Here is a 13789-nt window from a genome sequence, read left to right on the forward strand (position 1 = left end):
TCCTACCTTCCAAATATTTAAATCTAACAGATTTTTATCTGATGGCTAACCTTACCTGCTTCACAGTATTTCCCTGAACTACTTCAACCAAATAAATACCCGCATGCATTTCATTTCTTACGGGCAAAGGTCTTTGCTGAAGTTCATTAGGAGAGTGGTTGTTAAAATAGTAAAGCTTACCCTGTAGGTCAAAAATCTTCACTTGTACAGGTTGCTCCACATGGAAACCTGATAACCTTAAATAAATTGCCTGATCAGACGTAGGATTCGGTACCAGTGCTAAATCAGATAATTCCTCTCTATTAACTTTTGCAATAGGACTGAATTCATAATCGCCATTGTAATCTACCTGACGCAATCTATAATAGGTTTCTCCTGCAAGAGGTGAATAATCTGTAAATCCATAATTGATTAATTGATTTACTGTTCCGTTTCCTTCTACAAGCCCTATTACTTCAAACGATTTTCCATCAAATGACCTTTGTACCTCAAAGAAATCATTATTGAATTCCGAAGCAGTCTGCCATTCTAGATCAACAGTTGTATTTCTATTTTCAGCTGTAAAATATACTAACTCAACCGGTAACGGATTACTGGCATCCCCTGATCCTAAAGTAATTACCCTTTCGCTAAAGGTAACATCGCTAGCAGATAAAAATGATCCTTGAGATTGTGTATTGCCGGAGCTAAAGTTTCCTCCTCCAAAATTATCCCATGAGGAGGTTGCATTATTCCAGGCCAATACTTGAAGCTCTTGCCTTTCTGCAGGTTCATCTGACACTTCACTTTCAATACCCCAACTTAAACCAATACTTGCTGTAACACCAGCGGGAGCACTAGGCCCATCTGAAATGATCCAATACTCGTTGTCTGAAATAGTTGCTGTAGCTGTACTACTTGGTGTTAAATTATCCACCAAAGGATGAGATGTTGGGTTAGCAGTAAAATACTGAGCTTCCCAGGTTAAGCCAGCATTCGATACATTATTAACAGTAGCAGGTCTCCATCTATATATATTTCCAATAGGAAAGGTGAAGTTTTCCCCGGCAGAAGAAATAACTTTAGTTACTTTGCCAGTTATATAGGAGTTATTTCGACCATCTGCAGGAGATACTGTGGATGTAGCTCCTAAAAACACTTTATTATTTCCGGAAACTATTAAACCACTAGTAAGAGTTAATTGTCCGTCTACTTGAATATCTGAATTAACAAAAACATTTCTACCAGAACCCGATTTGTCAATAACAACGTTAAAAAAGGAATTAGTACCTGTAAAATTCCCACTTATCTGAGAATCATCTACTAATGCTGAAAATGTAGTAAACTCTACAGAGGAATTACCACTTCCACCATCAAAAACACCACCTGTATAATTAAAATTTCTACCAATCCTAAGTCTATAGTTGGAAGTCCCTACATTTAAGGTTCCTGAAGCAATAATTAAATCTTGCACAACGTTTGTAAATCCTAAAGCTCTTCCGTTAAAAGTACCTCCGTCTATTGTTAAATTATTCCCGAATACATTGAATCTTCCTGATGATCCCGCTGGAGGGGTAATTTCTCCTCCAGACAATAGAACATTTCCACGGATATTTATCCTTCTATTGTTCCGTGCTAATAGCAATGGCCCCTCAACGTTGAGGTCTTCACATATTTCAACATCATTATTCGGAAAATTTCTATTTCCCGAACCACTTAATGTAAGTCTTCTTAAGGCTGTAATTCCAGGGAGTACATTGTAACTACCAGTACCGGCATATTCCAAACCACCACCCGTACAAGAAAAGAAATCAGCATAATCTGCTGCCGGTAAAGAAGCATTGTTAGTATTACTAGTTATTTTTAAAGTTCCGGTACCTTCTAATATCCCCAATCTATGGCCATCAGTCTGATCCACATTTAACACTCCACCATCTTCTATAATTGTTTTGTACAGCCTAACATTGTTGACATTGAAATCCACTTCAGTACCTGTGCTTACAATTAAGATAGATCCACTTGGAGCAACACCATCAGTTGGAAGTGTTTCAATAAAAGTGGCAGTAGAATTAACATTTCCACCAGTACCAGTAGAGGTATACGTAGCAATATTATTTGGGATAGCCTCATCTATACCAGCAAAATAATCACCTGAAATACCGTTACTTCCTACCCCATTAAATACAACTGATTGATTGAAAACAATCTGATTTAAACTTTCGTCTACAGCAGAAGCAGTAAATTTATTTATGTTTTCCATAGGATTATCAAACAATAAAACCCTGGCAGCAATATAATCTTCTTCCGTATAACCACCTTCAGCAATACTTACATCTGATTGATCATATTGGAACCTGACACTCGCTACAAGATCATTTATGCCGTTAGCTTGCAACGTCCAATAATATTGAAGCACATTATTTATATCTCCCGAAGCCAAAATATCATCCGAATCATTTACTGTAGGGTGGTATTCATTCGCTGGTTTTACTGAAATAGATCCTAAAGTTGTGCCAGAAGTCCCTCCGGATACTGTAAAGTCAATCACTGCTGGAGTATAATCATCTTCTCCAATTGGGTAAGTAAATAACTGGTTATAACCCGAAGGAAATACTTTTGTTAAACCATTATCAGTAAAAGAACTGTTCGTTTTGATCATATTTGTCTCAGAATATCCAGAATTGGTAGTAATATTTGCACTTACACCTATAGTTACTTTTGAGCTTCCTATATTAAATACACCCCCGTTCATTCTCAAACCATTATTTATATTAAAATTGAACCCATTAGCCTCTGGTATAATAACTCCTACCGGATTAACAATAGTCAATAGACCTAAATTTCCCGTACCCGGTTCTGAACGTAATAACTGTTGTTGAACATCTGCTGAAAATTGAATACCATTACCTGATACTGTACTCTCATGTACTCCATCAATTAAAGCGTTGCTCTTCAAATCAATAGTGTTTCCGTTATCATTCAAAGTTCCGCCAGAAATAGTGAAAAGATCTAGAACTGTTATATCTTTCTCTACATTCAAAAGTCCACCACTTGATTTTGTGAACTGAAAGAAAGATGTAGTACCAGTACCATTAAAAGACTGATTGCCTGTACTTGCGAATATGGTTTCATTCCCTGAAGGTATAAAAGATCCATCATTCACAAAGTCAGCATTTAAGATCAGATCCAAACCGTTCGCATCTAAAGAGCCCCCATTATTAATTAATAGTTGACCATTGAGTGTCAGCGGATTCACCTGAAGTATTGCAGTAGGTGAGTTTGTGCCTGTAATCTCCAAACCAGCTAGTGGAATATTTGCATTAACTCCAAAATTATTTTGATTAGCAGGTGTATTTGCATTCCCAATAAAAATAGTGGAAGTCACTGTTGAGGAAGAAGGCAACAGTCTCAGAGCTGCAACAGAAGGACTGGCAGTATTTTGCCTCACTAAGGTAAGTGTACCTCCTGTATAGCTAAAATTACTTCCTGTATTAACTATTTCAAATACTCCTCTGGATGCCTCTGGAGCTACATTTCTTCCCACCTCTACAGTGCCACCAGTTTGAACATAATTCAAAATACCAGCAGTAGTGGCTGTTCCTCTTCTTATTTGCGAACCTACTAAAAGGCTTCCTGAAGAAATACTAAGTGATGCACTACCTGATGCAGAATATTCAATAAAATTATTACCATTACCTGCACCTGAAGACATATCTAGTGTACCTCCATTGATGTTCAGAGAGCCATCTAAGAAAATACCTGAATCATCTCCCGATGCATTAGCTACCCCGGAAGTGAGCATTAATACTCCACTTGAAGGAATTACAAAATTTGCTCCACCAGTAGTAAGATTGATATCGATAGCAGGATCGTTTAAAGTTAAAGTACCTCTGGTAATAGTAAGTGCCTTTGTTTCGCCATCTGTGGTGGCACCTAATGTGAAACTATCGTCAAAAATAAATTCCGTACTTTTTGTTTCTTTATTCATCACCAACTGAAACAAATCTAATGCATTTGTTCCTGATCTCGAATAATTTGCGCTATTTCCACCAACCAACTCTAAAATAGCATTATTATTATTTCCAAGTCCATTGAACAAATCTATACTTGTTCCCGCTGATTGAATAATTGAACCTCCCAGTTGAAATTTGTGCACTAATGAAGAAGGTGTATTATTCAACACTCTTATTCTATCGTTGGTGTTCGTAATAATATTACCATCTATTCTTAAGGTCCTGTTGGTTCCAGTTGAAGAAAACTCTAAAGTTTCATCTCTATTGTTTACACTTAAATTCAAATTTCTCTTTACAACTATGTCACCATTTCCACCATCATTTAACCTTAAAATTGCTCCTTCTCTTAATATTAAATCTCTTTTTACTGTAATATCCTGAGCTATTAGAAGAGTACGGCCCGTACCGTTACGACCTTTAATATGCAAATTTGGATAAACCGTTGGAAAAGTAGAAGGAAGCCTTACTGCTCTATTATTACCAAACACTAAATCATAGTCAAACCTACTTCCATCTTCTGAAGCAAATAGTCCAAAATCACCAGTTACGTCCGCAATTACAGGTACAGAAATATTCGGGTTTGCACTACACATAATACAGTTCACTTCCAGATTAAATGTACCTAGACCTTCAACAGTTCCAAAATTAATGGTTAAATTACGATCATCATCTACAATTAATTGAGGAGGATAAGAAGATGCTCTAGGCACTTTTATTCCATCTCTATTTTCCACTTCTTTAGCAAAAACTAATTTCGCCACATCTACATCACTGTCGATGAAATACCAATGAGATCTTTGATTGTTATCTGAGGTTGAAGTGGACCACCGTAAACCAAATCCCATTATTGCTATGTCACCTGTTTGCGGAAAAGTTCCTGTGTTAGTAGTAGAATAATGTCCTTCTGTTGACCACCTATTACTATCATTCCATTTATCGTTGTTTCCAAAGTCAGTATCATTGCCACTACTAGCAGTAGTAGAATAATAAACCATTGGCGCACCTACAAACCTTGTATTAATACCTGCTGTATAACTCGCGTTTTCAACTGTGAATCCAGAATCTGTTGGTCCATTGAATGTGATAGTATTGGTAGTAGCATTAACACCTTCATTTTGAGGGATATTATCATCTTCATAGTTTCTTGTATAAGGAACCTCCTCTAATACTTTTCCAGCTACAAATGAGGTTTCATTTCCAGCACCATCAACATCATCCTGATTATACTTGTATGTATAAATAACGTTTGGTAAAGTAGAAAACCCTTCATGATTCACTCTCCAATAATAAGAAAGGATATTGCCGCCAGTATTGAGGGTAGTAGCTAAAACTCTATCAACAGGACGAATAGTAATAAAACCATCGTCACTTATATTACTAATTTCAGCAGTAGCAGGAGTATACTTTGAACTCGGACTGCTACCTGTTAAACCAATACCTACCTGAAATGTATAAGTTCTGTTAGCTCTAATAGCCAATGTCAATCCTCCATCAGAAGGCTGACCATTAGTTACAATCATATTGGTTAGGCTTCCCTGCTGCACTCCATCAGGTGGGTTTTCGTTATAATAAAACACCCTTAAATTATTATCCTGAATATTCAATCTACCATTATTATGCTGGAGGTACTGAATAGTTAAATCACTATTCAGGGTTACAATATTATTTTGCATAAAAAACTTAAGGTTGCCAATCACTGCTGTATCAGCTGTGATAATAACAATATCTGTAGGTGTACCCTGATTAGAGGCCAGTTTAAGCTGATCATTATTGCCATTGGCATTTGAATCAGTTCCATTTGGGCCTGTAGGTCCTAACGCTTCATTATAAACTGTTAAAACATCGTAATTGATCAACGTATCACAATTGACCAAAATACTATGAAAACCCTGATCCAGTGTACCACTTAACACTTTAAAAGCTTCTCCATCTACTCTAAACAAGTTATTGTTAAACCCATTGAGATTCCCACCAGTTTTGCTTGATTGTAAGCTAACTACTTTCCCATGTAACTTATTGATTGTTAAATTATAAAAACGCTGTTGCGCTCCAGGGCTACCTCCACCAGAAATATTTAATAAGGCAATTTTAGAGTTATCTACACCACTAATGGTTAGTGTATTCTTTTTATTTTCATCAAATACATAAGTAGCTCCAACACTCACTGTAAAATCACTACCTACCTCTACATCGTTACCGTTATGATCAAAGATGATATCAGGACCAATAAAGAAATTATTCAAAACCTTTAAATTCGGGTTAGTAATGGTTGTTCCACCTGATTCACTTGTGATTAAATCAATCTCATCAGCATCCCCAGCTTGATCTTTTCTCAATGTTAAGTTCCAAAAAGGAACTGTAGAAGCAATTATAGCACTATTGTTATTTCTATTTTCAACAATTACTGTTCCTCCTGTTACATTATAATTTCCCTCACTACTATTTATAAATATTGCTTCCCCATTATTTCCATATACTGTTAAGGTTCCTCCACTCATATTAAAAACAGCATCTGTTGTTTGCAGACTAAATAAAGCGAAATTTCCATCAACCTCTCCATTCTGTCCTTCATTTGATCTGACTAATACATTTCCACCAGTTTGCGTATAAGTATAAATGCCTGGACCACCAGCACCGGATCTAAATTGTGATACATTTACTGTACCCCCTTCAATTAACACCTCTCCAGCATTATCATTCCAAAATATAAAACCTGCGCTTCCCCTGGTACCAAAAAAACCATCTGAAATTCTAAATCTGCCATATAAAGAAAGCGCCTGGTTACCACCACCAGTATTTACGCCAACAGCACCTGAAGGAACCTGACCTGTATTATCTGCTGTAGTATAAACGGAAACATTCGGTCCATCAATCCACAAACCAGCGTTGGCTCCTACAGGATAATCTCCATTACCTCCTGCAGCACTACCTTCGGTTAAAGTAGAGATTAAAATATCACCTGTTAAATGTAAAGTTCCATTATAGATCCAAAGAGCTTTCCTTACTTCAGGGTTAGCTTGCGTAAAACCACCATTTGAAACCCGGCCCGGAGTATTGGGGCCAAATAGATTAAAATTATTTATATTACTGCTGGTAATTTCAAGCTCATATGTCTGGTCTATACCTTTATCTATAACTAAGTTATAAAAATCAGTAATGCCAAATAAAGAAGCAGTATTATTGGTTAAACCCTCAAATCTCACAGTGGCTGCTCCTGTGGACGTAAATTGGTTATATACAGGAGAAGCCTGGTTAGTAAAGCGTACTGAGCCATTATTAACAAAGTCACCTCTGAAAGTAACCTGATGAAATATTGAGTGATAATTCCCTACGGCAGGCATGGTACCAGGTATGGAAAAGCTTCCAATGGTATTACCTTGTCCTACTCTTATAGAAGCATCCGCTTCAACTATTGCATCTCCTTCAACCGTTAAATTTAAAATGTTTGTGGCAGAGTTATCGTTAATCTTAAACCTACCCCTGGTTAACGTTAAATCTCCATTTAATGAAAGGTTAGATAATAACACTAATTCATTTGTGGTATTATTCAAATTCAAAACCAGATTATTAAAGATTCTATTCTGGTTAAGTGATAAACCTGATCCGTAATATTCTACGGTACCTCCAGTAAAATCATCAGCAAAGTCAGTAGTATTTCCGGCCGGAAAGTTATCTATTGAAGACGATCCTGATAACCTGATTGTTCCATTCCCAGCTATTGTAATGAAATTGTGTCCTGAAGTAGCAGCTACATCCAATACTCCATTTACTTCCATACTTGCCACTACAATATTGTTAGCGTCCATGGTTACATTTTTTCCTGACAATATAACTACATTATCAGATGCATCAGGAATACCTCCTCCCGCAGGAGCCCTATCTAAACCAGAACCATCAGTTGTCCATGTAAGTGGGTTATTCCAATTTCCTGTTTGATAGGAATACCATGTTTGATTGGGCTGACCATCAAGCGGACTTTGAGCAGAATTAGTAGTACCAAGGGTGTAAAACCCATCAGTAAGGTTTGCATTACTTACAGTAAATTCTACTTTACTACCCAGAAGTGCTTTATCGGCAGCATTTAAAGGTACAATATTATAGTTTCCTCCATTTAGTCTCAATAGAACATAATTATTTTTATCTCCTGCCGGATATAACCCTCCAATACCTTCTATTAGATCAAAAGAAATTTTAGCATCTAAATTACCTGTTTTGTCAAAATACCACGTTTTGTTCCATCTTGCTTGAACCGTAGCACCTAAGTTTGAAGTTGAAATACCATTTACAGTAGCATCACTACCCATTAAAAGAAATTCGCCATTAGCATTTAAGCCCGTGCCACCTTCAAGCAGAACCCCTTGAGAGGAGCTGGTGTTTACTTTTACGCCACCTAGTTGACCTATACCTGTAACATTCAAATCAAAATTATTATTAGCAGGAGTATCTCCGGCATAATAATCGTTTGAATTCATATTCAGATTATACTTAGAAGATAAATAGTTATTTACTATTGCGAGCTGCGGTTCAGATAAAGCTGTTGAGTAAATTATCACCTCAGCAAGATCTAGCCGACTGAACGAATTTATTGCTTCTATTCTTCCTAAAGCCGCACCTGTGTAGGATGTTAGTTGTGCATTATTGTTAGATGTGCCTATTAACTGACCATTTTGAAACATCGCTCTCTGGGCAGATCCCAGATTAGAATTTAACCTAAAAGCAAAAACTCCAAAATTAGGTGTTGTTGCATTTACAGTGCTTCCTGCACCTCCTGTATAGTTGGCATTATGATCGTTACCCCACTGATGCGAGTGCAATTGATTAGTATTAAAATAGGGATGAAAGTTTTGATTAGTAGTACCGGTAGAACCACCCATTATAGCTTGAAGACCATTAGATCTTCTTGCTCCTACTACTATTACGGTATAGTTGGTATTTACCAGTACACTTCCATCTATAGGTAAAAAATCATCTGCACCATCAAATCTTACAGAAGAAAAGCTATAATTAGCATCTGTACTATTTTTATAGGTAGGTCTTGCATCCCCTGCCTGGCTAATATTATTTCCATTACCGGATTTATCCATCCATGAGCTAATCAATGTATTATTAGCAAGTCCTATATCACTCGCATCATACCACATCTCTAACTTAGGTTCACCATTGCTCCCTTCAGCATTACCTATTCCTCCAGGACCAGTTTGCGCAACCAAACCAGAAGAAAAAAAGCTTAGTAAAAAACATACTAAAGCGCTCAATAAATTCCTTTTGTAAAATTTGTCCATATCAGATTACTTTTCACTTTTTACCAATACAAATATAGTTTGGTATTTTAATAAAAAAACCTGAAAAGGTACATTTTAATAAATATAATCGGTGAAAGTTGATTTTTAGCCTTTCAAAACAGAAAAGTTACACATAAAAATTACTTTCAATTCTTATATCCTTCTAATTTCTAGCCATTTTCAAGGTAAATAGTTAAAACTCAATTTGGATATAAACATTAAATAAATCTTACATGTAATTGCTTCAACCCTCCAATTCTTTGGTTAAATATGCGCTTCACCGCTTCTGAATAGCACAGTCTGTTATAATTTATTACATGTATAGACAAACAAATAAATACTACTTTCCTAATATCATTTATTAAAGTAAGGAGGTCTCCTATTATGGTAATCCGTTAATGCCTGAAATTTCCCTGCTAATTCCAGCAATTTACCTTCAGCATAATAATTACCTGTTATAGTAAAACTTGTAGGAGATTCATTAGGGTTAAAACCATTCGGAAGCACTACTGAGGGATGGCCCGTTAAGTTGGTAACAAGCAGCTGATTCCCTCCAAAAGATGGTACTATTACCGCATCATACTGTTTAATCCATTGCTGATACTGGGAAATAAGCTGGGTTCTCAATCTATTTGCATTGATATATTCAACAGCTGGAATGGTGCGAGCTGCTCTGAATAAATTAGGCCATGCATTTTTATCTTGCCAAACCATTTTTCCAGCAGCTCCGGATATAATCAGTTCGTCAAAAGCTGCTGCTGCTTCTGCCGTCAGAATAATGGATAAATCACCTACAGGAAGATCTGTTTTAAACCAGTCCACTGCTTCTATTTTAATACCATTTTTCCTAAAAGTAGCTAACATCATCGAGTCATTTCTGGCGTTCCAAGAATTGGAAAACAAATCTTTCGCATAAACCACTTTCAATTTTGCTTTTTCAGGATGATAGCTAAAGTTATAATCCAATGAATAAGGATCCTTTTCATCTTTCCCATGTATTGCAGCAAAAACAATAGCAGCATCTTCGGCAGACCTACAAATTGGGCCTAGTTTATCCATACTCCAGCTCAAAGCCATTGCCCCGTTTCTGCTAACGCCACCAAATGTGGGTCTGAGCCCACTTGCTCCACACCTGGTAGAGGGTGATACAATGCTGCCTAAAGTCTCAGAACCAATGGAAAAAGCTACCAACCCTGCAACAGTAGCTGATGCAGGACCTGCTGAAGAACCGCTACTCCCTTGATTTAAATTCCAGGGATTTTTAGTAACTCCACCATACCAAATATCTCCATAAGCCAGCGCTCCCAAAGTCAGTTTTGCTATCAAAACAGCTCCTCTTTCTTCCAGTTTTTTAACCACAGTTGCAGTTTCATTAATCACCTGATCTTTGTAAGGCATAGCTCCCCAAGTTGTTTTATAGCCTTCCACTGCTAATAAATCTTTCACTCCATAAGGAATTCCATGTAGCAAGCCTTTGTAAACTCCCTTCTTAATTTCCTCTGTTGCTTTTTTAGCTTGCTGTAATGCTAACTCCTCTGTAATATTTACTACAGATTTTAAAGTGTCATCATACTTTTTTATCCTATTAAGATAAATATGTGTCAGCTCTAAAGGCGTAATCTTTTGATTTTCAATTAACCATGCCAGTTCCTTAATAGAGTAGAAGGCCAAATCTTCCTTATTCTTTGGCATTTCTACTTTACCCTGTCTTATATATACATCATCCGCTCTATTATTAGCAGGAGGATACATAGTTGAAGGAGAAAAAATATTTGCAGGAATAACTTCATTCGAAGGGGAAGACGATCTGATTTTCTGATAAGATGCTTTCAAATCAACTATTTCAGTGTGAAGTGAGTCTACTTCTGCCTCTGAATAATTAAGACCAAGCAGCTTTAAAGTGGACAAAATATCTTCTTTGGTGATTTCATTTACATCATTGATTGCAAAGCCAGCTATAAAAATAGCTATAGCAGAAATAAGTGTAATTAAATGAGACTTCTTCATTTTATAATTTTAATTAGCTTTGTGAAATATACTTTAAAATATAATCATATGAATAGTTTCTATATGAATGGAAAATGTTCTAAACTTTAACCCTACTTAAATTATAAAACTTTCGGAATTACATCTAAAAGATAAAAGCTTACCCAATTTAACCCTTTATGAAGAGATTACTACTTACAATCCTATTATTGATTCCATATTTCCTCTTGGCACAAACTGAAAACACTGAGCATGTGATTAACACAGACAGACCAGGGGCTTCAGATGCTTCACGCACTGTGCCTAAAGGTTATTTACATATTGAAAGTGGATTTCTTTTCTCGGTGGAATCAATTAATCCCTCACAAGAGCAGCAATTGATTAATTTCAATAACACTTTGATAAGATATGGTCTATTAAAAGGCTTAGAACTTAGGTTAAACCAAAGCATTTTGAGTTCTCGAATTCTTGAAAATGGTCAGGAAATAGGTGTTGGCTGGCAAAGTGGATTAGCTCCACTAATGCTTGGTTTAAAAGTAAATTTAACTGATGAAAATGGTTTTCTTCCTGAAACAGCACTAGTAGCAGAAGTAAACTTACCAAAGGGTAATGGTAATTTTCAGCAAGAAAATTTCATCTATAGGTTCAACTTAACTGCATTAAATCACCTCAACCCTGATTGGTTATTGGTCTATAACTTAGGAATTTTTCAATCTTTTGCTGATGAATCAACTCAGTTTAATTACACATTACGAAGCTCTTATACATTTGATAAATATACACCCTTCCTGGAATTTTATGGTAATCGTTCTAAAAACACTACTCCTTTAAACTACATCAATGGCGGCATAAGTTACCTTGTAAATAATCAGTTTCAGTTAGATGCTTACGCAGGTATTGATATAGTTTCACTGTATAATGAAGCACTGGAGTATAATCAAAGCTTTGTAAGTGTTGGTTTAGGTTATATGTTCCCAATCAAAAAATGAGTTTACTATCTTACTATCATAATAAAAATACTTACGAGGCAGGATGTGACGAGGTAGGAAGAGGATGCCTTGCAGGACCAGTAGTGGCTGCGGCTGTTATTCTGCCAAAAGATTTTACACATTCATTTTTAACAGATTCTAAGCTCCTGAATGCCACTAAGAGAAAAGAACTAGTTAAGGAAATAAAGCAGCAAGCAGTAGCTTATGCAATCGCTTCATGTAGTCCGGCAGAAATTGATAAAATCAATATTCTTCATGCTTCTTTTTTAGCTATGCATCGTGCTCTTGATCAGCTGAAGCCAATCCCTGATTTTTTACTAATTGACGGGAACAGATTTACACAATATAAAGAAATTGACCATGCCTGCATTGTAAAAGGAGACAGTAAATACCTTAGCATTGCTGCTGCGTCAATACTTGCCAAAGAGTATAGGGACGAATTAATGCATCAATTAGCAAAGGATTTTCCCTATTATGGTTGGGATACAAATGTGGGCTATCCTACGAAAGTTCATAGAAAAGGGCTGGAAGAATTTGGACCTTGCCACCACCATAGGAAATCTTTTAAACTAACTATAGAAAACTTAGGTTCAGTCAATACCCAATGAGAAAGTATAAAGTAGGCTGCATTCAGGCGACACCTGCCCTTTTCAACAAGGATAAAACTATGCTAATTGTTGAAAAATGGGTCAAAAAGGCAGCTCAGCAAGAGGTTAAATTATTGGTTTTCCCGGAAAGCTTTATTCCTGCCTACCCTGCCGGCTTAGGGTTTGGAACAGTGGTGGGTAGTCGCACTGAAGCGGGTAGAGATCAGTTTCAAAGATATTGGAAAAACAGTATTGAGGTGCCCGGTCCTGAAACTTATCAAATTGCTGAATGGGCAAAAGCACACAATATGTTTATCACTATTGGCGTAACGGAAAAAGATGCAGTGAGTGGCACACTATATTGTTCTTTACTTTATTTTTCTCCGGAAAGTGGCTTAATGGGAAAGCATAGAAAATTGAAACCGACAGCAGCGGAGAGATTGATTTGGGGAGAGGGTGATGGCACTACTATTGCTACTTTTGATACGGAAATCGGCAGGTTAGGTGGTCTTATTTGCTGGGAAAATTACATGCCATTGGCGCGAATGGCCATATATCAGAAAGGTATTCAGCTATATGTAGCACCTACAGCAGATGCCAGGGATAGCTGGAATGCAACAATGATACACATTGCCTGTGAAGGCAGATGTTATGTAATTGGTTGTAATCAGTATTTCACTAAAAGTGATTACCCTGAGGATTTAGCACCTCATTTGGCTACTGACCGACCAGAAATTCTTTCCAGGGGTGGAAGTGTAATTGTTTCACCATTAGGTAAAATATTAGCCGGCCCTTTATTTAATGAAGAAGGTTTGCTTACAGCCAATATTGATTTAGATGAGGTTGTGAGAAGCAAGATGGATTTTGATGCTATAGGTCATTATGCCAGAAATGATGTATTTAAGCTGAGTATAGAAGGACAACCTGAAATTAAACCTGATAAAACCTCATAA

The 13789-nt window shown here is 36.7% G+C and carries 5 protein-coding genes; 3 read left to right on the forward strand and 2 right to left on the reverse strand.

Features of this window, described 5'->3' with window-relative positions:
* Positions 1 to 34: 34 nt before the first annotated feature.
* Positions 35 to 9274 (reverse strand): T9SS type A sorting domain-containing protein, encoded by a 9240-nt coding sequence (locus tag IEV85_RS01310; RefSeq protein WP_188459995.1) that lies wholly within the window; start codon positions 9272 to 9274, stop codon positions 35 to 37.
* Between the two features lie 354 nt (positions 9275 to 9628).
* Positions 9629 to 11281, reverse strand: a complete 1653-nt coding sequence (locus IEV85_RS01315) for an amidase (protein WP_188459996.1) — start codon at positions 11279 to 11281, stop codon at positions 9629 to 9631.
* A 158-nt stretch (positions 11282 to 11439) separates the two neighbouring features.
* Between IEV85_RS01315 and IEV85_RS01320 the strand changes: the two genes are divergently transcribed.
* The 3 genes from IEV85_RS01320 to IEV85_RS01330 are packed head-to-tail and all read left to right on the forward strand — an operon-like array spanning position 11440 to position 13789.
* Positions 11440 to 12249 (forward strand): transporter, encoded by an 810-nt coding sequence (locus tag IEV85_RS01320; RefSeq protein WP_188459997.1) that lies wholly within the window; start codon positions 11440 to 11442, stop codon positions 12247 to 12249.
* A complete protein-coding gene (rnhB, locus tag IEV85_RS01325) occupies positions 12246 to 12857 on the forward strand; it encodes a ribonuclease HII (RefSeq protein WP_188459998.1) in 612 nt (203 codons plus the stop codon). The genes IEV85_RS01320 and rnhB overlap by 4 nt, the downstream gene beginning before the upstream one ends.
* On the forward strand, positions 12854 to 13789 hold the full coding sequence (locus tag IEV85_RS01330; protein ID WP_188459999.1) for a carbon-nitrogen hydrolase family protein: 936 nt from the start codon (positions 12854 to 12856) through the stop codon (positions 13787 to 13789). The genes rnhB and IEV85_RS01330 overlap by 4 nt, the downstream gene beginning before the upstream one ends.

This window comes from Marivirga lumbricoides (assembly GCF_014636295.1).
GTDB lineage: Bacteria > Bacteroidota > Bacteroidia > Cytophagales > Cyclobacteriaceae > Marivirga > Marivirga lumbricoides.